This is a genomic window from Paenibacillus cymbidii (assembly GCF_004764705.1).
GTDB lineage: Bacteria > Bacillota > Bacilli > Paenibacillales > NBRC-103111 > Paenibacillus_AN > Paenibacillus_AN cymbidii.
In genome coordinates, this window is record NZ_SHLX01000004.1 from 136233 (window position 1) to 161565 (window position 25333).

24 protein-coding genes are annotated in these 25333 nt (G+C 56.0%); 23 read left to right on the forward strand and 1 reads right to left on the reverse strand.

Features of this window, described 5'->3' with window-relative positions; translation table 11 throughout:
* Positions 1-70 precede the first annotated feature (70 nt).
* The 5 genes from EXY20_RS39745 to EXY20_RS07615 all read left to right on the forward strand — a co-directional run bounded on the left by EXY20_RS39745 (position 71) and on the right by EXY20_RS07615 (position 4233).
* On the forward strand, positions 71-406 hold the full coding sequence (locus tag EXY20_RS39745; protein WP_235885407.1) for an RNA polymerase sigma factor: 336 nt from the start codon (positions 71-73) through the stop codon (positions 404-406).
* A 41-nt stretch (positions 407-447) separates the two neighbouring features.
* On the forward strand, positions 448-678 hold the full coding sequence (locus EXY20_RS39750; RefSeq protein WP_235885408.1) for a sigma factor-like helix-turn-helix DNA-binding protein: 231 nt from the start codon (positions 448-450) through the stop codon (positions 676-678).
* A gap of 32 nt (positions 679-710) precedes the next feature.
* Entirely contained in the window at positions 711-1724 is a 1014-nt protein-coding gene (locus tag EXY20_RS07605; RefSeq protein WP_135549334.1) for a hypothetical protein, read from the forward strand.
* Entirely contained in the window at positions 1724-2185 is a 462-nt protein-coding gene (locus tag EXY20_RS07610) for a GyrI-like domain-containing protein (protein ID WP_167859059.1), read from the forward strand. The genes EXY20_RS07605 and EXY20_RS07610 overlap by 1 nt, the downstream gene beginning before the upstream one ends.
* Before the next feature lie 413 nt (positions 2186-2598).
* Positions 2599-4233, forward strand: a complete 1635-nt coding sequence (locus tag EXY20_RS07615; protein ID WP_135549336.1) for an apiosidase-like domain-containing protein — start codon at positions 2599-2601, stop codon at positions 4231-4233.
* Positions 4234-4300: 67 nt separating this feature from the next.
* Here EXY20_RS07615 and EXY20_RS07620 read toward each other — a convergent pair whose 3' ends face one another.
* A complete protein-coding gene (locus tag EXY20_RS07620; RefSeq protein ID WP_135549338.1) occupies positions 4301-5050 on the reverse strand; it encodes a phytanoyl-CoA dioxygenase family protein in 750 nt (249 codons plus the stop codon).
* A 126-nt stretch (positions 5051-5176) separates the two neighbouring features.
* On the opposite strand from EXY20_RS07620, the gene EXY20_RS07625 reads away from it, so the two are divergent.
* From EXY20_RS07625 to EXY20_RS39755, 18 genes are all read left to right on the forward strand, one after another.
* A complete protein-coding gene (locus EXY20_RS07625; RefSeq protein WP_135549340.1) occupies positions 5177-6067 on the forward strand; it encodes an AraC family transcriptional regulator in 891 nt (296 codons plus the stop codon).
* A 104-nt stretch (positions 6068-6171) separates the two neighbouring features.
* Positions 6172-6816, forward strand: a complete 645-nt coding sequence (locus tag EXY20_RS07630; RefSeq protein WP_207671235.1) for an SRPBCC family protein — start codon at positions 6172-6174, stop codon at positions 6814-6816.
* Positions 6813-7184 carry an ArsR/SmtB family transcription factor gene (locus tag EXY20_RS07635; RefSeq protein WP_135549342.1) on the forward strand — a complete coding sequence of 124 codons (372 nt, stop codon included), beginning with the start codon at positions 6813-6815 and terminating at the stop codon, positions 7182-7184. Before EXY20_RS07630 ends, EXY20_RS07635 begins: the two co-directional genes overlap by 4 nt.
* A gap of 6 nt (positions 7185-7190) precedes the next feature.
* Positions 7191-7583 carry a VOC family protein gene (locus EXY20_RS07640; RefSeq protein ID WP_135549348.1) on the forward strand — a complete coding sequence of 131 codons (393 nt, stop codon included), beginning with the start codon at positions 7191-7193 and terminating at the stop codon, positions 7581-7583.
* A gap of 155 nt (positions 7584-7738) precedes the next feature.
* Complete coding sequence (locus EXY20_RS07645) at positions 7739-9475, forward strand: sensor histidine kinase (RefSeq protein WP_135549350.1); 1737 nt, start codon at positions 7739-7741, stop codon at positions 9473-9475.
* Positions 9468-11147 (forward strand): response regulator transcription factor, encoded by a 1680-nt coding sequence (locus EXY20_RS07650; protein ID WP_135549352.1) that lies wholly within the window; start codon positions 9468-9470, stop codon positions 11145-11147. Before EXY20_RS07645 ends, EXY20_RS07650 begins: the two co-directional genes overlap by 8 nt.
* Positions 11148-11296: 149 nt before the next feature.
* Entirely contained in the window at positions 11297-13018 is a 1722-nt protein-coding gene (locus EXY20_RS07655) for an extracellular solute-binding protein (RefSeq protein WP_135549354.1), read from the forward strand.
* Between the two features lie 76 nt (positions 13019-13094).
* Positions 13095-13994 (forward strand): ABC transporter permease, encoded by a 900-nt coding sequence (locus tag EXY20_RS07660; protein ID WP_135549356.1) that lies wholly within the window; start codon positions 13095-13097, stop codon positions 13992-13994.
* A 12-nt stretch (positions 13995-14006) separates the two neighbouring features.
* Positions 14007-14888 carry a carbohydrate ABC transporter permease gene (locus EXY20_RS07665; protein WP_135549359.1) on the forward strand — a complete coding sequence of 294 codons (882 nt, stop codon included), beginning with the start codon at positions 14007-14009 and terminating at the stop codon, positions 14886-14888.
* A gap of 40 nt (positions 14889-14928) precedes the next feature.
* Positions 14929-16932, forward strand: a complete 2004-nt coding sequence (locus tag EXY20_RS07670) for a hypothetical protein (protein WP_135549361.1) — start codon at positions 14929-14931, stop codon at positions 16930-16932.
* Positions 16933-16955: 23 nt separating this feature from the next.
* Positions 16956-17936, forward strand: a complete 981-nt coding sequence (locus tag EXY20_RS07675) for a C-terminal binding protein (RefSeq protein WP_167859060.1) — start codon at positions 16956-16958, stop codon at positions 17934-17936.
* Positions 17937-17972: 36 nt separating this feature from the next.
* On the forward strand, positions 17973-18740 hold the full coding sequence (locus EXY20_RS07680; protein WP_135549365.1) for an SDR family NAD(P)-dependent oxidoreductase: 768 nt from the start codon (positions 17973-17975) through the stop codon (positions 18738-18740).
* 46 nt (positions 18741-18786) lie between these two features.
* The gene (locus tag EXY20_RS07685; RefSeq protein WP_167859061.1) at positions 18787-19482 is read left to right on the forward strand and encodes a cyclase family protein; all 696 of its coding nucleotides are present in this window, start codon (positions 18787-18789) and stop codon (positions 19480-19482) included.
* Between the two features lie 10 nt (positions 19483-19492).
* Complete coding sequence (locus tag EXY20_RS07690; protein WP_135549369.1) at positions 19493-20485, forward strand: glycoside hydrolase 5 family protein; 993 nt, start codon at positions 19493-19495, stop codon at positions 20483-20485.
* Positions 20482-21486, forward strand: coding sequence for a mannonate dehydratase (locus EXY20_RS07695; protein WP_207671236.1), 1005 nt, complete (start codon positions 20482-20484; stop codon positions 21484-21486). The genes EXY20_RS07690 and EXY20_RS07695 overlap by 4 nt, the downstream gene beginning before the upstream one ends.
* 170 nt (positions 21487-21656) lie before the next feature.
* Positions 21657-23846, forward strand: coding sequence for an ABC transporter ATP-binding protein (locus tag EXY20_RS07700; protein ID WP_207671237.1), 2190 nt, complete (start codon positions 21657-21659; stop codon positions 23844-23846).
* Positions 23846-24352 carry a DUF1854 domain-containing protein gene (locus tag EXY20_RS07705; protein WP_135549371.1) on the forward strand — a complete coding sequence of 169 codons (507 nt, stop codon included), beginning with the start codon at positions 23846-23848 and terminating at the stop codon, positions 24350-24352. The genes EXY20_RS07700 and EXY20_RS07705 overlap by 1 nt, the downstream gene beginning before the upstream one ends.
* Positions 24353-25080: 728 nt before the next feature.
* Positions 25081-25236 (forward strand): dihydrofolate reductase, encoded by a 156-nt coding sequence (locus tag EXY20_RS39755; RefSeq protein WP_235885409.1) that lies wholly within the window; start codon positions 25081-25083, stop codon positions 25234-25236.
* Positions 25237-25333 lie beyond the last annotated feature (97 nt).

Consider the following 25333-nt stretch of genomic DNA (forward strand, 5'->3'; position numbering starts at 1 on the left):
TAGTTAGATTTCTCGCTTTAACGGTGTCAGTCCAAGTAGGGCCGATTCGAAGGGTCAGGAGAGCGTGGGGATGAAGGTGTTGGAGTGGCGGGAAAGTGCGGGGCGTGACGAAGCCCCTCGGCGGGTGCTGCTTCGGGGGGATCAGCCGGACAAGAATGTCCAGCCGGAAGCCCCGCGGATGACGGAGAACGAATTGGTCGAACGCGCGCGAGCCGGGAACCACGAGGCATTCGACGAGCTTGTCCGCAAGCATCGGGCTGCCGCGCTCGGGGTAGCGAACCGGATGGTCCGGGATATCCATCTGGCGGAAGACGTGGTGCAGGATGCGCTCATTCGTGCGTTTATGCATCTCGGCACACAGCCTCCGAAGAGTCGCAGCGCCGCGCCGATCCGGCCGAGTGCCTGATGCGCAGCGAAATGCTTAGCGGGTTGCGGGCGCTGCTTCACGTGCTTAACAAACGAGAGCGAAGCATCTTCGAGACGCACTTCTTCGGCGAACTGCCGCCCGCGGAAATCGCCAGGCTGCTTGGCACCTCGTCCGCCAGCGTCTACAACAGCATCTCCCGCGCCCGGGCGAAGCTGCGCCAAGAGCGCACGCGCGTCACCCTCTCGCTCTACGTCAGGCGCAGAGCGGAGCAAGGCTTGCCGCGCCGAAATGTGCTGCCGTCACCGCCCTAAACTGTAATCGACTTGGAAGGGAGAAACGAACCGTGAACGAAATCAAACGCAAAGACAATTGGAGCCAGACATGGACGTCAGCCGGATTCGCATTGCATGGAGCCGTCAGCTATACCGACAAGAAATACTTGTCGCTTGTCGACGTCATGGGACTGACCGGGCATGCGTTCCGCATGAATATCGATCCGCAGCAAGTCGATATTTCGGGACCGACCTCTTTTCCGGGGGGATATATTTTCAGGCGAAATCTCGCCAACCTGGGCTTTATCAGCAACATGGGGGAGGCGGCAGCCCCGCCGACGCCCGAACTGCTCGAACGGACAATGGCGCTTGTTCAAGAGACGATCGACAAGGGCGTTCCGGCGATCGCCGTGGATTTGTTCGTCCCGGAGTTCGGTCTGATTTACGGCTATGATGACGAGCAACAGCTGTTTTACGCCAAGGACGTCTCCCAGGACGGCACCATCACCTACGAAAAGTTCGCCAATCCGAAAATTCATGTGTTGTTCCTGATCACGATCAGCGAAAGTTTGCCGCACTCCAAATACGAGATGCTGCGAATGGCGCTGGACATGATCGTGGATCATGCGCGGGGACGGGAATGGAGCGACGGCGACTTTTTCAAAAACCGATTCGCGATGGGGCTCGCCGGTTACGAGGCGTGGATCAAAGCGATGACAAACCGGTCCGCCGACGAATTGGGCAACGCCTACAACGTGCAAGTAATCGCCGACGCCCGCGAATTTGCGGCGCAGTTCCTGCGAGAGTTGGTCGTCAAGTGGAACGGGGAAAATTTCGTCGAACGAAAAGTCCGCCAGTACGCCGCCGCTGCCGAGATCCACTACGAAGCGGTTGCCGCCGCATTCGCTCAGCTTGGCGCGATGTTCCCGTTCCCGCAGGGCGGGACACCCAAAGATCCGGATACCGCCGATCGGGCGATCGTGTTGTTGAAAGCGGCGCAAGAAGCGGAGACGAAGGGCGTCGCCGTTCTGGAGCAGTTCCTCCATTTTATGAAAGCCTATCATTCGGAGAAGTGGGTGATATAATGATAGCAATCGTCGATCTCGGCGAAATGAAGCTGATCGGCATTCGTGTTGTTTGCCCGGGCGATCAGTATGCGATCGAAATCCCGAAGGCAACCCATCGGCTCGAAGCACGGTTGAACGAGATTTCCGGCATCGTAAATCCGCAATGTTTCGTAGGCGCGTATGTCGTGGAGGAATTAACCGAAGCTGACGACGGCTATTGGGTGTGCGTCGAGGTGGAAGAGTTCGGGCAGATCCCGGGAGGCATGGTCGCACTTACGATTCCAGCCCAAAAATATGCGATGATCCGGCACGCCGGGCCTAACACATCCATCCGGAACACCTATGAAACGTTGCATCGCTGGGAAGCGGAGCACGGGTGGGAACGCCTCCGGAGCGCCTGGCATTTGGAAATCTCCCATAAGCGGTACTCAACCGATTTCAACGAAATCGAAATCGAACTGTACGATACCATCCGATAATCGCATCATTCGGCGGAAGCCAACGACTTCAGAAAGGCCATTCTTCATGGGAGGGTTTCTTCCCATTTTGCTTCCAGTGCAACACAACAAAAAAACGCATAAAAAGGCCAATATACCTGCTGGTGCCGCCCCTAAATACAGGATAAAATAAACCATATTTTCCTATTGCGCCAGCGGAACATATATGGAGGGAGGCTTGTCCGAAGAAAGTAAAGCGCTTTCAAGATTGCTTTCCCGCGGTTGAAAGAAATCAGCAAATCGGTTGCGGCGAAGTAATCGGATCTCATCGTGATGATCGAAGAAGCTCCCGGGAAGCGATCGCCTTCCACCGACAGCGATGGGAAAACGCCAAATACAGAGGCGGCAAATTTCCACGCAGCACAAACCTATTTTAAGACGAAAGAAGGTTTACCATGGCGAATGTGGGGCAAAATCAAGTCGTCGAATGGCAGTATCAATCGGGCAAAGCCGTCTATGCGGATCCTTTTCACGAAATCAGCTTAAGCGCGATTGTTACGGCTCCGGACGGTCGGGAACGGATCGTCCCGGCCTTCTGGGGCGGCGGGCAAACGTGGCGGTTCCGCTATTCGTCCGCTCAGGTCGGAACGCACCGCTACCGCACGGTTTGTTCGGACCCCGGCAACCCGGACCTGCACGGCCAGGAGGGAACGATTGAAGTCGTACCGTATGAAGGAAACAACCCGTTGTACCGACATGGAAGCCCACGCGCGGCAGCGAACCGGAAGCACCTGGTTCACGAGGATGGCAAGCCGTTCTTTTGGCTGGGCGATACGTGGTGGATGGCGTTTACGGGCCGGCTCAAGTGGCCGGACGACGTGAAGTGGCTTGCGCAGGACCGGGTGGACAAAGGGTTCACCGTCGTTCAGGTGATCGGCGGCCTGTATCCCGATATGGGGCCGTTCGACCCGCGGGGAGCGAATGAAGGCGGGCAAGCGTGGGAAGCGGATTTCGCGCGGATTAACCCGGCGTTCTTCGACAGCGCGGATCGGAAGCTCGAGTGGATGGTCGAGTCGGGGCTTCTTCCCTGCATCGTCGCCTGCTGGGGCTATTACTTCGACTTTGCGGGGAAAGACGTCATTCGCAAGCAGTGGGAGTATTTGATCGCACGCTACGGCGCTTATCCAGTCGCCTGGTGTTTGGCCGGGGAAGCGGATATGCCGTATTACCAATGGGATGCGTTCAAGGACCCGGAATTGAAAAAAGCGTATACGGAGCGCATGCACCGGGAGTGGACGGAAATGGCAGCCTATGTGAAAGAGACCGATCCCTACGGCAGGATGATTACGATTCATCCGACCGAATACGGCCACAACATGGTAGAGGATGCTTCTATTCTCGATCTGGATATGCTGCAGACCGGACACGGCGGCTATCTTTCCCTTGAGCCGACGGTTCGAATGGTCCAATCGTCCGTCGCCCGGGAGCCGCGTACGCCGGTCATCAACTCCGAGGTTTGTTATGAAGGGATCGGGGGAACGAGCTTTCAGGAAATCCAGCGGTTTTTGTTCTGGTCGTGCGTGCTGAGCGGAGCGTGCGGCCACACGTACGGGGCGAACGGAATCTGGCAGGTAAATTCGGAAGATTTGCCCTACGGCGAATCGCCGCACGGATTGGCATGGGGGCATACGTTCTGGCGGGAAGCCGCCGAGCTGCCCGGATCGAAGCAAGTCGGTCTTGGCAAAAAGCTGTTGGAGCGGTATGATTGGTGGACATTCGAGCCGCATCCGGAGTGGCTGCCTCCGGTGCAGGACGACGCGGCGATTGTCGCCAAGCCACTCGCGGCAGGGATCCCGGGCAAGGTGCGTCTCATCTATATGCCGTTCCTGCTGGCGTTCAGCGGAGTCGAAATCCGCGAGATCGAGCCGGATGTCCCTTACCGCGCGTTCTTTTACGATCCCTCGAAAGGGACGGAGCTTGATTTGGGCCGCGTCGCACCGGATGCGGATGGCAAATGGGCTACCGGCATCACGAAAGTGTTCCAGGATTGGGTGCTTGTTCTGGAGCGAATCGATAATGAACCGGCTTAATCGCCGAAACGACAGGCGGCTGAGTCGGGTGACCCAGCCGCAGCTGCCGTTTGTCGAGCTTGTTGCTTCACCCGTACGGCCCTCGCGGATGGAAGCCGAGCATCCGGGTGAGCCGACGATTGCCTTCGGCCCAGGCCACAACTTCATCCGGCATCCGGTAGTTGACGAACGGATAAAATCGTTGCGACACCCAGCGTCTGCTGTACGTGACTTGCTGCACAACGCGCGGCTTGTCGCTTTCGTTTTTTGCCCCCCGATGCCAGGTTTGTCCGGTGAAAATCAGGCAATCTCCTTTTTGGGCGGTAATGGATACCGGTTCTTGTCCTTTGTAAATCGGCGGATTCTGCTTGGGAGCGGGTTCTTGGCCGCTGCGGTGGCTGCCGGGTACGAGCTGGGTCGGCCCCATGTTCGCTTCCACGTCCACGAGATAATAGAGACAAGTGAAAAGGAAAGTAGGCATCGGAATACGAGGATCCAGCTCCACATCGTCCGGCAGCGGGAAAAACAGCTCTTCGTCCACATGCCATACATCGATCCCGCTGCCTTTCGGCGTCAGAAGCGAGTTCATCGAAAACATGTGGCAGTTGCCGCCGAGCACCTCCTCCGCGAAATCGGCGACAACCGGTTGCCCGATCAGCTCGACGAACGGTTTGCCCTTTTCGAACATTTTGGTGCGTATATTCGCTCCGTAGCCGTCCTCGGGCCCTTCGAAAGCGCTCAGGACGCCGGCGCGAATGAGATCGGCCTGCTCCTCGCTCATGGCTCCGCGTATGACCGTAAACCCTTGCCGGTTAAATTCGTCTACATGCTCAGACAAATGCAATTGGCATCACCCTTTCAAGTTGATTAAGCAAAGTGTAGAAAATTACGGTTCGATCGGACAGGGCGATCTTTCAGCGAAAACAGGCGTATATTTCAAGTGAAAAGGGAGGAGGGGGAGGAGATGAGGTATTATCGCAACGATGAATTTATGGACGATCCTTCCTTTCCTTTCCGCGCCATGCCGGCGATTGTCGCCAAACCGATCGATATTCATACGCAAGAATATATGGCGCTCGTATTGGTCGTGGAGGGCAGCGGGCGGCATGAAATTAACGGCACTCTTCTGGATATTTCCGAGGGGGACGCTTACCTGGTAGAGCCGGGCACGACTCATGCCTATCATGTTTGCGACAATCAGCCGTTTATGGTGTACAATGTGATTTTCGATCGGGACTTCATCGGGCGGGAGCTTGCCGTATTGACCGCCAACGATTCGTTTTTTCAATTTTTTTACGCCGAGCCTTTCATCCGCAGGACGAACCCGGAGCAGCCGCATTTGAACCTGCAAAGAGCCGACCGACTCCGGCTCCGGCACATGATCGAGGTTCTTGTCGAAGAAGACCGCACCCGGGGACAAGGCTACAAGATGTTTATCAAAACCGCGCTCATTCAAATCCTGATTTTTTTGAGCCGTTGCAACGATCGGGCGGATCGGCAAACTTCGCTGGACGCCTCCGACGAGCTTCAGATGATGCGTCAAATCGGGGAGTTCATCTCGCTGCACCGAACCGAACCGCTGACGCTCGAGCAGATGAGCCGCTTGTGCGGCATGGGAACGACTTCGTTCTCCACCAAGTTCAAGCAATATAGCGGATTTACGTTTATCGACTATCGCAATCGGTTGCGCATCAAGAGCGCATGCGAAGATCTCGTCAAGACGAATCATAAAATCATGGATATTGCGATGAATGCCGGGTTTGACGATTTGAGCCACTTTAACAAGCTGTTCCGCTCCGTAACAGGCGTAAGCCCCGGGGAATACCGCAGAAACGAAGGGAGGCCGCGGCAATAGGTGTGCCTTTGTTGACATTCCCGTTTATACAAGCTATATTTTATATAAGCAAAAACTTGTATAAGTATTAGCTGGTATAATTGGACGGCAGATGGAGATGATGGATGATGGTTGATTTGGAAGGGTGTTTTGGGGCGGTAACCCGCACGGTGTCTGAGCTTGAACGGGAAGGGAAGCCCGCCCGCAACGTAACGCTGGAGCGTTTCTACGATACGACGCCGGACGATCTGTGGGATGCCGTGACCAATCCGGAGCGGTTGCCCCGCTGGTTTGCGCCAGTCAGCGGCGAATTGTCGCTAGGGGGCCGGTTCCAAATTCAACATAATGCCGGCGGCGTCATTACCGCATGCGAACCGCCGCATTATTTTGCCGTGACTTGGGAATTCGCGGGCGGCTTAAGCTGGGTCGAGCTGCGCATAGCCGCGGAAGAGGGAGAGCGCTCCCGCTTCACGTTGTCCCACATTTGCCCGATCGACGACCACTGGAAAAAGTTTGGCCCGGGTGCCGTCGGCGTTGGTTGGGATCTCGCTTTGGCCGGGTTGGCGTTTCATCTTTCGGATAACGATGCGGAGCGGATCGATGAACATGCGTTTGGCGCCTCCAGCGAAGGGAAAGCGTTCATGACCGACTGCAGCGAGGACTGGCGACGTGCGGCAGTTGCCGCCGGCGAGCTTCCGTCCCAGGCCGGGGAAGCGGCGAAACGGGTTACGGCGTTCTACACAGGCAGCGAAATGCAGGGAATCGAATGAATGCTTTTGACGTTCTTGGCGACCCGGTACGACGTCGCATCCTGGAGCTGCTCGCCGAAAGCGAGCGACGCTCCGGCGACATTGTCGAGGTGATTCAGCAGGAGTTCGGCATTACCCAGGCTGCTGTATCGCAGCATCTTCGGGTACTGCGGGACAGCGGCTTCGCCAATGTCAAGGTTGACGAACAGCGGCGGATTTATTCGCTCAACGCCCGCCCGCTGGTGGAGGTGGACGATTGGCTCAATCGGTTTCGCTCCTTCTGGGAGCCGAAGCTCAGCGCGCTCGAAACCGAAATTGCCCGCGGCAAAAAGCTGCGGAAAAGCGAAGGTTCATCAATCGAGGTCAATAAAACCAAAGAAAAGGAATGAGTCCGGATGGAGAAAGTAATGCCTTTTTTGATGTTTGAAGGAAAAGCGGAAGAAGCGATGAATTATTACACTTCCATCATCGAGGATTCGGAAATCACGAGCATCTCCCGATATGGAGCGAACCAGGCAGGGAAAGAAGGAAGCGTGTTTCAGGCCACGTTTACGTTAAAGGGCCGGGAATACATGTGCATCGACAGTAGTGTGAAGCACGCCTTTACGTTTACCCCTTCGTTTTCCCTTTACATCATCGCCGATTCGGAAGCGGAAATAGACCGGCTGTATAAGCAATTATCCGAAGGCGGGTCTATCTTAATGCCATTAAATGATTACAAGTTCAGCCGGAAGTTCGGCTGGGTCGTGGACAAGTTCGGCATTTCCTGGCAAATCAATCTGCTATAATGACGCCCATCCAAAGGGGAGTCACGGTTCAACCAACCGTGGCTTTTTTGTTTTTCACAACTCCATTTTGTAGTTGTACTTCAAGGAAAGGTGAGAGAAAATAGGACTACTACCAGGTTGAGCAACTATTTTGTCCATCGGGGGGCGGGGCTGTTGTGGCGTTCATTCGCAATCGAAACATTTTCCAAAAACTGCTATTTACCTTTCTGATCGCCATTCTGCCGCTTTATTCTTTGAGTCTTGTGCTGAATGAATTGGCGAAGAAGGAAGTGAAGGGGCAAATCTCGCAATCGGTTTTTTCGCAAACCGAATTTTTTTTCCAATCGTTCGAACAGGAGCTGGAGCGGATCACCAAGCTGTTGAACGAAAATATTTATGATCAGGATTTGGTGAAGATCAGTTCGTTTGCCACGTACATGACCGATTTCGAAAAGACGGAGGCGATCAACCGCATCCTGAACCGGATCGGGTTATTGAGCAACTCCAGCAAGTACATCCAAAATGTAACCGCCTACATTCCGCTCATTGAACGAACCTTGTCGACAACGGGCTCCGTCAGCGAAACATCGCCCGAATCGCTGAAATATTTGAACCGGTTGTCGCGCAAACAAATTGTTAACGGGGCAGAAGGGAGTTTATTCATCAACGTGTCATATCCGAGTTTGCCGGCAAACGATTCGGAGCATACGCCCCTGTTTATTCTCAATATGAATTTGTCGAAAGAGGAAATCCAGCGAAGCTTGCGCAAAATCAATGCCAATGCCGGAGCGGTGCTGGTGAACAAAGAATGGGAAATAAACAACGGCCAAGATGTGGAAACGATTAACGCGGTTAAACAAATGACGAACGTCGGGCAAATCGACGCCGGCCGGATTTATGCCGATTCTCGCGATATTGCAGGCAATCGCTATTTCATCGCCTACGAGAAGTCCGCGCTGCTGGATGCGACGCTGTTCGTCTTCTTGCCGGAAGACATTATTTTGGGCAAGCTGCGCACATACAACAATTGGTTCTGGCTATTATCCGGTATTTCGCTCGTTATTGTGCTGATGTTTTCGCTGGGGATCCGCCGGGTGATCCAGAGCCCGTTGAAAGTATTGCTGAAAGCGTTCCGCAGCTTGGAGGAAGGCAATATGAAGGTGGCGATTCGCCACAAAAATAATGACGAATTCGGTTATTTGTTCAAGCAGTTCGATAAGACCGTACGCAATCTCGATCAGTTGATCAACGAATTGTATGTTCAGAAGCTGCGGCTGCATAAAGCCGAACTGAAGCAATTGCAATCCCAGATCAACCCGCATTTTCTGTACAATAACTTTTTTACGCTGCATCATCTGATTGCCGCCGGCGACAGCGAAAACGGCCTCAAGCTTTCCGCGCATTTGGGCGATTATTTCAAGTACATCACGCGAAATTCCGAGGATGAAGTGCCGCTCGACAAGGAGTACGAACATGCGCGAGCTTACATGGAAATTCAGCAAAACCGCTTTCCCAAACGCATTCAAGTCGAATTCGATCCGCTGCCGTCGCAATGGAAGGAGAGGCGGATTCCCCGGCTCATTTTTCAACCGATACTGGAAAATGCATACGAGCATGGGCTGCACGATGTCATAAGGGGCGGCCGGTTGCGTTTCGGCTTGGAACCAACCGCTGCAGGGCTGCGCATATTCGTGGAGGACAACGGCGCGGGAATGACGCCCGAGCAGCTTTCGTTGCTGCAACAACATCTGACGCATAACGAGGAAGGAGAAAGCACGGGATTGATTAACATCCATCGCCGACTCGGGCTGAAATACGGAGAAATGGCCGGGTTGCAGGTTTCTGTTGGAGAATGGGGCGGGTTGCGGGTGGAATGGACGATTCCGATTTCTGAAGGAGACAGCCATGTATAACATGTTGATTGTGGACGACGAGCCGATGATTGTAGACAGCCTGTACCGATTAATCGCCGATCTGGAGCGCCCGGATCTGGAATTGCTGCGGGCGTATGACGTGATCGAGGCCATGGAGTGGCTGCAGAGCACAAGAGTGGACATTGTGCTGTCCGATATTCGCATGCCGGGCATGAGCGGCATTCAGCTGCAGAAGGAAATTCGCCGGCAGTGGCCAAGATGCCGAATCATTTTCCTGACCGGATTCAGCGAGTTTGATTACGCGAAAGAGGCGATACGCGGTGGCGGGATTGTGGATTATCTGGTGAAAACCGATGGCGACCAGACGATTGTGCGAGCGGTCGAGAAGGCAATTGGCGAAATCGAAAGTTCGTTGCTGGACGAGCATTTTTTGCTGAAATCCAAAGCGAATATGCGGCTGGCACTGCCGATGCTGCAGAAAGAGTATTTGCTGGACATGCTGCAAGGCGAGCGGCAAACGGCCAAAGCGCGCGCAGATAAATTCGCCGAATTGGACATTCTTCTGGAGCCGGAAGCGCCGCTGCTGCTGCTCATCGGACGAGTCGACGGCTGGGACGGGCACTATACTAGCTCGGATCGCACCTTATTCGTATTTGCCATTCAAAATATCGTGGAAGAGTATATGCAAAGCGAAAGCAACGTTGCCGCCATCAGCTACGATTCTCAAACGATGATTTGGTTGATCCAGCCCGCGGATACGGCAGACGTGCCGGAGCGCTTCGCCATGGCGCATTGGGACAAGCTGAAGCATTACACCTATCAGACGCTGGAGCCGATTCAGGAGACGTGCCGCAAGCTGCTCAAGGTTTCGCTGTCATTCGTCATGGCAAACAGCGAAACGGAATGGGACATGCTGGAGCCACGGTTCAACAAGCTGAAGTTTTTGCTCGGCAACCGGTACGGCTTGGAGGAAGAAGTGATCGTGCTTGAACACGAGACGGAGAACGACGGCGATGCCCAGTATCAGACGGTCCGAACGCAGCGCGGCCGACTGCTGGGCCAATTGGAAGGATGGCTGGAGAAAGGCCAGAAAGACAAGTTTCTGCTTGTTCTGGACGACTACATGAGGCTGGAGCTTCCGGCCAAGGAATTTCATCTGTTCGAAGCTTTTTATCCGTTGGCCTTATTTTTCATGTCTTACGTCAACCGCAACGGACAATTTCGGCTATTAATGGCACCGGCGGACTTGAACAAGCTGATGGTCATGAACGAGCATTCTTCCTGGCAGGGCGTCATCCGTTATTTTCGCGGATTGACCGATCTGCTGTTCGCCAGCCTCGAATCCGGCAACGACGAACGCACCGGCAAGGTGGTGCAATATTTGGATCGTTATATTCAGACCCATATCCATCTGGACTTGTCGTTAACGACGCTGGCCGAGCTGGTTCATCACAGTCCCACCTATCTGTCCAAGCTGTATAAGCGGGAAAAAGGCATGCTGCTGTCCGATTATATTACGACGATGAGAATGGAAAAGGCCCGGGAGCTGCTCATCTCCGCCGGTCATCTGAAAATTCAGGAAATCGCAGCGGCGGTCGGATATGAAGCGGCGGCTTATTTCACCCGTTACTTCAAGAAGATGTTTTCGCTGACTCCGCAGGAGTTCAGGGACAAGTATGCGGAGATGAAGGCGGAAACGAAAGAACGGTAGGCAATCGGCACGGCGCCCGGGAACATGGCAACGGAAGTCAACCGAAGGCAACAGAATCGCGTTGTTGCGCGCCTGCATATTGCCTATGCTTAAAGCAAGCAAACAGGTTGGTACCGCGTGTTTGCAATCAAACAGGAGGGGTTCACGTAATGAATCGCAGCTTCATCAAGGTTCACACGCTTCTGCCGACGGTGCTGATCGTTATGCTGGCGCTGGCTGCCTGCACGTCGTCGAACAAGGCCGACAGTCCTGCCGGCGAAACCAAAGCAACAGCATCCGCCAGTCCCGGAAGCTCCGCAGGCAAAACGTCCGCTTCGCCTGCCAAGGCGGTCGATCCTCTGGGCAAGTACGATCCGCCGATCGAATTGACATCGATCAAATCGATCAACGCCACGGTGCAAAATTTGACCAAAGACGGCATCAGTTACGACAAAAACATGTTTACCGAGCTGTACGAGAAGGAATTGGGCATCAAATTGAAGTATGTCTGGGCTGTTCCGTCGGATCAGTTCAACCAGAAAAAAACGGTCTCGATCGCGTCGGGCGATCTTCCCGACGTGTTCCCGGTCAATCTGACGGAGCTGAAGCAGCTGACGGATGCCGGTTTGCTGGCGGACTTAACCGAAGTGTACAATACGTACGCTTCGCCCTTGCTGAAAAAATCGCTCACGCAAGGCGGCACGACGCCGTTCGATGTGGCGACGATCAACGGGAAGCTGATGGCGCTTCCGGAAACGAACAGCTCCATTGACGGCGCGCACTTCATCTGGATTCGCACGGACTGGCTGGAGAAGCTGAAGCTGACCCCGCCGAAGACGATGAACGATGTGGTCAAAATCGCCGAAGCGTTTGCGAAGCTGGACCCCGACGGAAACGGCAAGGCGGACACGGTCGGCCTGGCCATGTTCAAAGATTTGTGGGGCGGGTATGCGGGACTGGAAGGGTTCTTCAACGGTTATCACGCCTATCCGCGCATTTGGGTGAAGGATGCTTCCGGCAAGCTCGTCTTCGGCGGCGTGCAGCCGGCGATGAAGGATGCGCTCAAGCAGCTGCAGGACATGTACAAGGCGGGGCTGATCGATAAAGAATTCGGCGTCAAGGATTCCGGCAAAGTGGCGGAAGATCCGGTGTCCGGCAGAAACGGACTGAATTTCGGCCAGCAATGGAACCCGGTGTACCCGTTCCAGACGAATCACGACAAAGACCCGAATGCGCAATGGACCGCGTTCCCGCTCGTTTCCTTCGATAATCAACCGGCAAGGCCACAGACGATGAGTGCGACGCTGAACTGGTGGGTCGTGAAGAAAGGGGCGAAAAATCCGGAAGCGCTGGTGAAAATCTTCAATATTTTCATGGAGAAAAACTGGGGAACGACAAACAACGAATACGAAAAATATTACATCAATGCCAAAGGGGAAAATGTGTTCCACCTTGCGCTCAACAGACCCGAACCGCCACAAAAAAACCTGGATGCGTACCTTCAAATGCAAAGCGCTCTCGTTTCGGGAGACGGCTCCAAGCTGACAGGCGAAGCCAAAGGTTATTTCGAGAAAGTGGCGGGCTATAAAGCGGGCAATCAGAGCTTGTGGGGGTACGACCGCATATTCGGAACGCAAGGCTCCTATTTGACGATGAAAAAGTATAACGACGAAAAGCTGTTCATTTCCGACGAATTTTCCGGCGCGCCGACGCCAACGATGGTGGAGAAGAAGGCGACGCTCGACAAGCTGCTTAACGAAACGTATACGAAAATCATTCTCGGCGCCCAGGAAGTGAGCGAGTTCGACAAAGTGGTCGAGCAGTGGAACGCGCTGGGCGGAACGGCGATGACCAAAGAAGTGAACGACTGGTACGGCTCGCAGAAAAAATAAGGCGTTCGCGGAATTTCCGCAGGGACGGAAGGCAGGTCCCTGCGGAAATTCCGCAGGGCGGATCGGAGGAAATGCGATGCATTTTCGCAAAAGAAATACGTGGCCCTTGCATCTCATGATCCTGCCCGGCTTCATCCTCGTGCTGATTTATTCGTACGGCCCGCTGGCCGGCATGGTCATCGCCTTCCAGAAGTTCGTTCCGGCTCGCGGATTGTTCGGCCATCAGCAATGGGTGGGATGGGCCAACTTCGACTATGCGCTGCAGTTTCCCGGCACGCTGCGCGTCGTATGGAACACCCTGTACATCGCTTCGATGAAAATTGTCGCCGGCTTGCTCGTTCCGGTCGTCGTTGCCCTGATGTTGAACGAAGTGATTCATGCCAAGCTGAAGCGGACGCTGCAGACGATCGTTTATTTGCCGCATTTTTTGTCCTGGGTGTTGTTGTCGGGCATTTTGATCGATATTTTGTCGCCCGGGTACGGATTGGTCAATGCCATCTTGCGGCAGATCGGCGTCGATCCGATTTATTTTCTTGGCGATAATCGCTGGTTTCCTTATACATTGGTCGTCTCCGATGTGTGGAAAGAATTCGGCTTCGGCACGATCGTTTATTTGGCCTCGATTACGAGCATCAACCCGCAGCTTTATGAAGCCGCCGTTGTGGACGGCGCGAACCGCTGGCGTCAAACGGTTCATATCACGCTTCCCGGCATGCGGATGATTATCGTGCTCATGACGGTGCTCAGTCTCGGGAACGTGCTGAATGCGGGCTTCGAACAGGTGTTCAATTTATACAGCCCGCAAGTTTACGAAAGCGGCGACATCATCGATACGTTCGTGTATCGGGTCGGTCTGCTCGACAACCAGTTCGGTTTCGCCACGGCGATCGGTCTGTTCAAATCGGTCGTATCGTTCACGATGATTTCGATTGCTTATTACCTTGCTTATCGGATCGCCAATTATCGCATTTTTTAATGGAGGTACGGTATGCCTTTGCACGAATCCGCCTATCGCAAGACGTATCTCGTCGTCAATCATACCGTTCTGGTGGTATTGTCGCTGCTGTGCATCGCCCCGCTCATTCATATTCTGGCGGTGTCCTTCAGCTCCAGCACGGCGGCTACGGCCGGGGAGATCGGGCTGTGGCCCGTGCAGTTCACATGGCGTTCTTACGATTACGTTTGGCAGCGGCATCAATTTTGGCGCAGCCTGCTCAATTCGTTCGAACGCATAACGGTTGGGGGCGGCGTGCAAATGCTGCTGACGATTTTGCTTGCCTACCCGCTGTCGAAGGAATCCGGCCACTTTCGCCCTCGTACTCTGTATGCCTGGTTTTTTGTTATCACGATGCTGTTTCACGGCGGGCTGATTCCATGGTATGTCGTCATTCGTTCGACGGGCTTGCTTGACACGATCTGGGCGCTGGTGCTGCCGGGCGCCGTACCTGTTTTTTCCGTCGTGCTGCTGTTGAACTTTTTTCGCCAGCTTCCACGGGAGATGGAGGAGTCGGCTTATGTCGACGGAGCGGGCCACTGGACGGTGCTGTGGAAAATATTCGTGCCGACTTCGTTGCCGGCGCTGGCTACGATTGCGCTGTTTTCGCTTGTCGGGCACTGGAACAGCTGGTTTGACGGTCTTATTCTGATGGGCAAGCCGGAGCATTATCCGCTGCAAAGTTATTTGCAGACGGTTATCGTCGCGAGCGGTTCGTCGATGCCGACGGCCGACTGGGCTTCCATGGCGGAAATATCCGACCGCACGGTGAAGTCGGCGCAAATATTTATCGGCATGCTGCCGATCCTGCTCGTTTACCCGCTGCTGCAAAAGTATTTTGTCAAAGGAATCGTGCTGGGCAGCGTAAAGGAATAACGATGCGGCAGCAAATGGACGCGGGATGGAGGAGCCGGACATGATTTATACCCAGCGGGTATTTTGGCCGCAGTATCAAAGTCGGGAGAAGCTGCTGCGGCTGCTGCAGTTTCTGGACCGTTATCGCGGGCTTACGCACGAGATCAGCTTCTTTACCGAAGGAGACGGCACGGATTGGCGTTATATTCCGCTTGAGGAAGTGGAGCGCAGGGCGGAGCAGCTTGCCTGGGCGGTGGAGACGACCCGGGAGGCGGGATTCGTACCCGTGATTAATGTGCTCAATACGATCGGACATTCCGACGAAGGCGGGCGATTGGCGCCGGTTCCGCCCTGGCAAACGATGGTCGGAGAAGACGGCAGCGTTGCGCGGTATTGCAGCTGTCCGGCCGATGCCGGTTTTCTTGCGTACACGCGGGAGAAATATAAACGATACGGCGAATGCCGGGCCGACAAATATTGGATCGACGACGACGTTCGTTTGCAAGGCCACTTGCCGGTGCGGTGGGGCTGCTTCTGTCCGGCATGTGTCGCTTCCTTCCGGCAGATGTCATCCCCCGATTCGCCGTTGACCCGGGAAGAGCTAGCGGCGCGGTTGAAGCGCGACAGCGGGACCCGTTCCTTATGGCTTGACCGCAACCGGCGCGTCGTCCACGAGCTGCTGCGCGCATGTGCGGAAGGTTTAACCCGGGCGCATCCGCAGGCGGTAATCGGATTGATGACCGTAGATCTCGCGAGCTACAACGATGCCCGCGTCGATTTGCGCGACTGGTTCGACCAGTTGCTCGGCGGCGACTGGGCGGACGGCGCAAGCAAGGCCGGCGGCTGGCTGCGTCCGGGAGGCGGATTCTGGACCGACGACCAGCCGCGCGAATTGCTGGTCAAAACGCATCAGGTGGCGATGGCTTGCGCGGCGCTTCCGCCAGGCATACGAGCCACCTATGAAGTGGAAAATTATCCGTATACGATCGGGGCCAAAAGCGCCGCCATTACCGGTCTGGAATGTTTGCTGACCGTATTGGCGACAGGCGTGGAGGGCATCATGTTCAACGTGCTGGACATGGCGGGCAACCCGCTCGAGCCCTATCGCAACTGGCTGGATGCGTTGTCTGTTCACGAGCCGCTGCTGGATCAGGCGCAAGCCATCGTCGCAGGCAGCGTTCCGGTAGGCTGGTGCACCCCGTATTCGCGCGATCATTTCGCCCATTTGCCGGCCGGCGACGATCTGCTGGCGATGCGGGCGCCGCATTATCGCAGCGCGCTGAGCTTGATGGGGGCGGGTTTGCCGTTCAGCGGCGGCAGACCGCAAGACGGCGGCAGCCTGCTGTCGGGCCAGGCGGCGCGCGGCATGAGCGATGGCGAGCTGATCGCGCTCTGCGAGCAACCGCTGCTGATGGATGCGGAGGCGGCCCGGATTTATGTCGAGCGGCAGCTGGGCGAACTCATCGGCATCCGCGACGTTGCCAGTTACCGGGAAGGCGTGTACGAGCGGTTCACCGATCATCCGTTCAACGGGGGATACGAAGATTATGTCCGGGCGGCAACGCTGACGTATTACGGCTTGCAAAGCTATGCGCTGCAACCGGCGGAGCAAGCGGGGGAGCGGATGGAAATCATGTCGCGTTTGTTCGACGTGTCCGGGGAACTGCTGGGCGCAGCGGTGACCTTGTTCCGACCGGAAGGAAAACCTCCTGTGGCCGTGCTCGGACATATGCCTTGGCACCATGTGTTGTCCCCGCAGCGCATGCGGCAGCTGCAGCGTCTCTCCGAACGGATGCTTGCCCCGTCGATTCCGTTGCAATGGAGCAGCGAAGGACCGATAACGGTATGGCTGAAGCGAAAGCAGGATCGTTATGTGATGATTGTGTTTAATCCCGGTTTCGACACTTGCAACGATTTTCATGTATGGAGCGAATCCGGCGGCGCGTTGCCGCATCCAGTCATGACTACGCGCGGAGCGGAAACGGTTGTTGACGAAGATCAGCTTCGCGCGAAGCTGCCAAGCCTGTCCGTCGTCGTTGTCGAATGGAGCCTTGGGGAGCAATGATGGCGGGGAAAGGAAAGGGATCGATGGAAACAGCATCAATAGCGGCAGAACGGACTGTTGCGGTTACCGATTTTACATTTCCGGATTTGGCGCGGGAACGGCACATTCTTGAGCCTTTGGGGTTTCGCTTCGTCACCGGCCAATGCAGGAGAGCGGACGAGGTGCTGGCGTTGTGCCGCCATGCGGACGCGATCCTGACGCAATACGCACCGATCGACGCCGCCGTCATCGCCGGTCTGGAGCGATGCCGCATTATCGTCCGCTATGGCATCGGCGTCGACAGCGTCGACCTCGAAGCGGCGGCGAAACGCGGCATTCCGGTCGTCAATGTGCCGGACTACGGCATTCAGGAAGTGGCGGACCATACATTTACTTTGCTGTTGTCCGTCGTGCGTAAAATTCCGGCGATTGTCCGGCAAGTGAGGGAAGGCATCTGGGACAATGCGCCGTGCGCACCCGTGCTCGGCTTGCGCGACAAGGTGCTCGGCTTGGCCGGGTTCGGCAATATTGCCCGGGCAGTCGCCGTTCGCGCTCAAGCGTTCAACATGCGGGTGATCGCCTGCGATCCTTATGTGCAAGCGGCGGATTTTGCCGCCTGCGGCGTGCGTGGCGTGACGCGGGAGCAACTGCTTGGCGAAAGCGATGTTATTTCCGTCCATTTGCCGCTTAACGAAGAAACGAGGCATTTATTCAATGCACAGACGCTGGCCGGGATGAAACGATCGGCTTACCTGATCAATACGTCGCGTGGCGGCGTCATCGACACGAACGCTCTTGCGGCGGCACTGCGGCAAGGGCGTATTGCCGGTGCGGCTTTGGACGTACTGGAGGAGGAGCCTCCCGCTCCGGGAAACCCGCTGCTGCAGCTGGACAATTGTCTCGTGACCAGTCACTGTGCCTGGTATTCCGAAGATTCGATCGTACGGCTGCAGCAATATGCGGCAATGGAAATTTGCCGGTTGTTCAACGGGCAGCAGCCGAAGCATATTGTCAATCGCGTCTGAACGATACAGTTATCCGGTAAAGAGGAGAGAAGCGCGATGCGGGGGTTAAAGGGCAAAACAGCCGTCGTGACGGGCGGCGCGCAAGGCCTGGGAGAAGCGATCGTACAGCGGCTTAGCGAAGAGGGCATGACCGTTTGGCTGCTCGACCGGTCGGAGGAAGGAAACGATACGGCAGCCCGCATCCAAAGCCGAACCGGACATGCGGTGCGATTCGAACAAGTCGATATTGGCGACGAAGCCGCGATCCGGGCCGCGTTTCAGCGAATCGGCGCGGAAGGCGCGGGAGCCGTTGACGTGCTGGTCAACAATGCCGCTGTTTTCGTCTTCAAGGGCGTCGAGGCAACGACCGACGATTGGCGGCAAGTGAACGAAATCAACATCGTCGGCACGTCGAACGTGACTAAATATGCGCTGCCCTTGCTGCAAAGAAGCGGCGGCGGGAGTGTGATCAATCTATCCTCGATCAGCGGATTTGTCGGGCAAGCGCACTATGCGACCTATAATGCAACAAAATTTGCCATTCGCGGCCTGACCAAATGTTGGGCGATCGATTTGGCGAATGACCGCATTCGCGTCAACAGCGTCTGTCCCGGCTACATTTGGACCCGGGCGTTCGACAGCTATTGCGCCAAGTTTGGCCTGGATGTCGCAGCCGAAAACGAGAGGGTCGCCAGCATTCATGTGCTCGGCCGACAAGGCCGTCCGGAAGAAGTGGCGGGACCGGTCGCTTTTCTCGCCTCGGACGACGCGTCGTTTATTACGGGGGCCGATCTTGCGGTGGACGGCGGCTATTTGGCTCTTTAGCCCGCGGTATCGGTGGAAGCGAAAGTATCCAGAGGAGGCGTACGCGATGTTTGTCCGCTTGTCATACACGATGGCCGAAGGAGACCCGGGCTGGCCGGGCAATTTTACGATGAAGACCGAAGCCTATACATCCATTGCGGCCGGAGATATCGCCAACCAAACGATTGTTGCGCTGCACAATCATTTCGGCTCGCATATGGATGGCCCCAAGCACTTTAACGATCATGGTCCGCGGCTTTGCGAGCTGCCACTGGAGACGTTCATTTACGACGAACCGTACCTGCTCGACATTCCGAAATCATATGGCGAACTGGTGCAGGCGGCGGAATTGTTTCCGCATTTGCCCCGGCTGCAGCGCGCCGATCTGTTGATGATCCGCAGCGGGTTCAGCGCCTGCCGGCGTACGGATCCCGAACGATACGCCGGCGAAGGGCCGGGAATAAGCGCCGAAGCTTGCCGGTTGCTGATGGACCATTGTTCGAATTTGAAGGCGATCGCCTTGGACTGGATTTCGCTTGCTTCTTACGTGCATCCGGAAGAGGGCGTTTTGGCCCATCAATTGCTGCTTGGCTCATTTCATTCGCATTCTATATGCATTATTGAAGATCTGGATTTCACGGCGCTGCAAGGAGGAGGCGAGCTGAAGCGGGTGCTCGCCGTGCCCGTGTTCATCGCAAACGCGGACAGTTCTCCGGTAACGGTATTGGCTGAAGTAGAGGAGCCGTCATTACAATCGAAATGAGGTCGCTTGAATGACATCGAAGCTTGAACGCAACCCGTATGCCCATGTCCGCGGGTTTAATTATATTCCTTCCTATGCCTTTATCCTGAACGATATAATGGATCAATTTCAGTTTGCGGTATGGGAGCGCGAGTTTGCTTATGCGGAGGCGTTGGGGGCCAACAGCCTGCGTATCTGGTTCAGCAGTGTAAGCTTCCACCGCAACGAAGGCCGATTCCTGAAGCAGGCGGAATCGATTGTCGGGCTGGCGGCCAAGTATCGCCTGACGCTCGTGCCGACCTTGTACAATCGCTGGACGGATGTGAACTACCCTTTTGGACAAATGGATTTGGGCGAGGTGCTGCGCGACGAAATTTCCGACCAACATGCGGTTTACATCACTCAGTTCATGTCGAGTTTCAGGCACGACCCGACGATTCTGATGTGGGATCTTTGCAACGAACCGTTTTATTACCCCAAGTTTGCGGGAGTGGAAGCGATGCTCCCGGCCTTCTATAAACAGGAGCAGCAATTTTGGCTGCACTGCACCGCAATCGCCAAAAGCGTCCAGGCTGCGCAGCCAATCACTTTTGGCCTGCTCGGGTCGCCTTCGCCGTATTTGGAGGAGTTGTACCGAGCGATGGACGTCATTTCCTTTCATCCGTACCCGGGATGGGAGGAGGGGATGTACGGCGATGTCGTGGAATCTTTTGTCGTGCTGGCCAACCGCCTGGGCAAACCGTTGCTGTGCAATGAAACGTTGCAGGGGAGTCTCGATGACGAGGTGCGGCGCTCCTGCATCGAGAGCAGCCTGCAAGTGCTGCAGAGCTACCGGATCGGCTGGTACGCCTGGCAGCTGTGCGCCGGCGAAATGGTCAGCGCAAGACGCGACCGGACAGACCGGAACGCGCGGCCGGGCGACCGCGGATACATGCCGTTCGTCTTGGAGGACGGGTCCGTCAGGCCCGGCCATGACATCATTAAAGCGTACAATAAGGTGCCCGGAACGGAGGCCGCGCAATGAAACGGATGCGTGTCGCCGGGGGACAATTGCGCGACGTTGACGATGAATCGTTGCGCTTCCTCAAGCAGCTGGGCGTCGACAGCGTGCAGCTGAATACGCCGTATTTGCCCGGGGAACATCGTTGGGAATTCGAGGACCTGCTGCGAATGCGGCTGCAAGTCGAGTCATACGGACTTGAGCTGGAAGCGATCGAAAACGTGCCGATCCCATTTTACGATAAAATCATGCTGGGTCTTCCGGGCAGAGACGAACAGATCGAGCATTACCAGGCGACCATTCGCCATGCTGGCAGAGCGGGCATTCCGATTCTCGGCCATCATTTTATGCCCAACTTCGTGTGGCGCACGTCGCTCTCGACAGCAGGACGCGGCGGGGCGCTGGTCACCGCTTTTGACAATCGGGAAGCAGCCAAGGGCATCAACTTGATCGATTATCCGGCGAACCGCGAAGGTCGCATTGCGGATGAAGAGATCATGTGGCGCAACTATTCCTATTTTCTGGAAGCTGTCATTCCGGTTGCGGAAGAAGCGAACGTCAAGCTGGCGCTTCATCCGGACGACCCGCCACTTCGGGAGCTGGACGGCGTAACGCGGTTGTTTCATGGCGTTGACAGCTTCAAACGGGCGATGGCGCTGGCCGACAGCGAGGCATGGGGCTTGAATTTGTGCCTGGGGTGCTGTTCGGAGATGGTGAACGGCGCAAGCAATGTGATGGAAATGATCGATTATTTTGGTCCGAAGGGGAAAATATTGTATGTCCATTTCCGCGATGTGCAAGGTTCGGTCCCGGCATTTCAGGAATGTTTTATCGGAGAAGGCAACTACGACCCGGCGGAAGTGATCGTCAGGCTGAAGCGAGTCGGCTTCAACGGTTTTTTGCTCGATGACCATGTGCCGCGGGTCGTCAATGATACCGACTGGGGGCATCGCGCCCGGGGACATGCCATCGGGTACATGCAAGGACTGCTGCGAATGGCGGCGTACGCGGATCAGGAACGATAAGGCACAAGAGACGATCGAGTAGGCCCATGAAGGAATGCATGGGCCTATTCGATGTCGCCGCGGCACCAAATGACTAAATCAAAACTTTCGCTTGCCGACATGTGCATGTCTGTGAATTAATGGAACCATGTGGCAATGGAACGCTTTCATTGCCGGGAGGGACATGTACGATGTCGATGTTTGATCGGCTTCCTAACGCCATTGCCGCGCAATTGTCAGGGGAGCTGCTGTTTTGCGCCGGCACGGATTTGCTCGGCGACGGCCGCTTCGGCGAACAATGGCTCGCGCTCACCGAACAGGAGGCGACGGTGTGGACGCAAAGCGGGGAGCTTGTGCTCCGCGTAGCGGTTGCGGAAGTGTCGGACGCGCGGGCGGTGACCGGCATCGGCGGCGGCGCGCTGCTGGCAGATACCGAAAGCGGCCCCGTCGTTCTGCTGCGTTATACCGCCACGCTGGGGTCCGTCTTCGGTTTTGCCGCCAAGCTGCTGGCCGCCGTCGCCAAAGACGAAGAGCGGCCGGCTCCTTCGGAGAAAGACATGCCGCGGCTTTGCCCGAAATGCCGCACCCCGCTGCGCGAAGGCTCGAATACGTGCCCGGTCTGCAAAAACAACGGGAAAGTGATCGTGCGGATGCTGCGCTATACGAAACCGTATAAGCTGCAGATGACTGCCGCGGCCGTGCTTCTGCTCATCACGACGCTGGTCGAGCTGGTGCCGCCATACTTGACCAAGGTGCTGCTCGACGATGTATTGCAGCCGCGCGGTCCGGTGTCCGCGCTGTTTGCGGTCGTGTCGGGGCTGGCCGCCACGCTCGTTGTGCTCGCAGCGATGCAGACAGTGCGCGGGCTGATCGGCGTCTGGGTCGGCTCGAAGCTGATGGGCGACCTGAGGCGCGACGTGTATGACGCATTGATGCGGCTGTCGCTGTCCTTCTTCGACCGGCGCCAAACGTCGCAGTTCATCGCCCGCGTCAACAGCGACTCGGAGGCGATGCGCCAGTTTATGACCGACGGCGTCATTTGGGTGGCGGGGGAAACGCTGCGGGTGGCCGCCATTTTTATCATTATGTTCAACCTCAACTGGAAGCTGACGCTGCTCGCGCTGCTGCCGATGCCGGTGATGGTCGTCGTTTCGATGACGCTTTGGCCGATGATCGGGCGGCGGTGGTACCAGCAGTGGCGATCGATTTTTCGCTTGAACGTGCTTGTCGGCGATTCGCTGCAAGGCATTCGCGTCGTAAAGGCATTCGGCCAGGAACCCGTGGAAATGGCGCGCTACGAAGGAGCCAACCGCGATGTCGTGCGCAACAACATTCGGATCGAAGGGCTGTGGCAAGGGATGTTTCCGCTGTTTTCGCTGGTGGCCGGCGCCGGTACGACGCTGATTTGGTTCTACGGCGGCCGCTCCGTGCTGCAGGACAGCATGTCGCTTGGCGGGATGATGGCGCTGATCGCTTATCTCGCGATGTTGTTCGGACCGCTGCAGTGGGTCAGCCAAATGATCAACTGGGCGAGTCACGCGCTGTCGGCAGGCGACCGCGTGTTCGAAATTATGGACACCCCGTCCGAGGTGCCGGATACCGCCGAGCCGAAACCGATCGGGCGTGTATACGGCGATGTTTCGTTTCGCAGTGTAACATACGGTTACGAAAAGCATCATCCGGTCATCAAAGATATCGCGCTCGACGTGAAGGCGGGGGAGATGATCGGGCTGGTCGGGCACTCCGGCGCCGGCAAATCGACGTTCATCAACTTGATTTGCCGGTTCTACGATCCCGATGATGGCAGCGTGACGATCGACGGCGTCGATCTGCGTCTGATCGGCCAATCGGATTTGCGCAAGCAGATCGGCGTTGTGCTGCAGGAGACCTTCCTGTTTGACGGCACGATCGCGGAGAACATCGCCTACTCGAAGCCGGACGCAACGCCGGAGGACATTATGCGTGCCGCCAAAATCGCCAACGCCCACGATTTTATCGTCCGGCTGCCGGATGGGTACGATACGCGCGTCGGCGAACGCGGCCACCGGTTGTCGGGAGGCGAAAAGCAGCGCGTGTCGATCGCCCGCGCGGTCATTCACGATCCGCGCATCCTCATTCTCGACGAGGCGACGGCGTCCGTCGATACGGAAACCGAGCGGCAAATCCAGGAGGCGATTTCGCGGCTTGTCAAAGGGCGGACGACGTTCGCCATTGCGCACCGGCTGTCGACGCTTCGCGGGGCCGACCGGCTCGTCGTGCTGGAACGCGGCCGCATCGTCGAAGTCGGCACGCACGAGGCGCTGCTGGAGCGGGAAGGCGTGTATTTCAAGCTGGTCGAGGCGCAGAAGGAAACGTCCAAAATCAAAGGGGTGGAAGGCTGATGGGCGATTCGCGCGATCCTTACGAAATTGCGATGCTGGACCCGGACCGGCTGTCGTTCAGCCGCGGTCCGGGCGGCGTGCTGCAGGCCGTCGTCTCCGGGAACGCGTACCGCGAAGTTGTCGTTTACCGCGCGTTTCCGTTTACTTATGCGACCCGCTACATTTCGATCCGGCAAGTTTCGGGCGATGAAATCGGCGTCGTCCGCGACATCGCCGAGCTTGACGAAGAAAGCCGAGCGGAGCTGCTTCACGAGCTGCAGCTGCGCTATTTTATGCCGATCGTTACGCGCGTCGACAGCGTCAAGCAAAAAAACGACTTGTGGATCTGGGAGCTGCAGACGAACCGCGGCCCGACGCGGTTTGCGATGCGCAATTTGCACGAATATACGCAGTTCCCCGGCGGCAATCGCCTCATCCTGACCGACATGACCGGCAAACGGTGCGAAATCGGAGACTGGACGGCGCTGGACGGCCACAGCCGCAAACAGCTGAAAGATATTTTGTGAGCGGAATCGGGGGTAAGGGAGGCAATCAAGTCCGCGTTTATCGCGGGCTTTTTAGCCTATCGGAAAGGATGAAATCCGGCCCTGCGCACCGCGATTGGCCACGGCATCACGCCGGGTCGGGGAAATCAAAATAGGCAATGAAAAATGGCTTATTTGCCCGATTTGGCCCGCCTCGACGGAAATAGCCAGTGAAAACATGGCTTATTTGCTTCGCCATACCCCTAATCGGGCATTTTTACCGAAATAACCAGTGATTTCACTGGCTATTTTGGAGGGCGTGCCTGTTTTGGGGAAATAAGCAATAAAATAGGGACTATTTTTTCAGGGAGCTTCATCGGAGCGGCATAAAAAGCGAATTTGTTAGTTGGTGGAGGGAGAATACCGCGTTTTGTGAGACGTGTCTGCTTCGTGAGGGAGCGGGAGCGAAGAGCGGGGGTTGGAGAAACGCCAGCGACTTTTCTAACATGAAAAAAAATCTTCCTGTCCTGTCGATTGCGGCGGGTGGAGTTTTCCCTTCGCCAATGAACAGTATTTTTCGTACAAAGTCGAAGAAATTTTTTCCTGCGACGCCCTTCTTTTGGGGCGCGTTACTTATCAAGGTTTTCCAGATGCCTGGCCTTCAAGGACGGATGAACACGGTTTCGCCGATCGGATGAACAGCCTGCCGAAATATGTGGCGACAACAACTTTGGAGCATCTGGCGTGGAACCATCGACGAGCTGCGGCTGATGATTCATCCCATCGTCATAGGGAATGGAAAACGTCTTTTTAAAGAAGGAATCCCGCGGCAAGAGCTTAAGCTCATTGAATTGCAAAGGTTTGATACGGGAGTCGTTGTGCTGACGTATGAGCCGGTGAGAAGAGGCACGAATTCGGACTTGTGATGGAATCGATTTGAGGTATTCTATTTATCGCAAAGAGTTTGATAATGATATTCATTATCAATAAAATGGAGGGGGTATTTAGCAAATGAATCCGTGG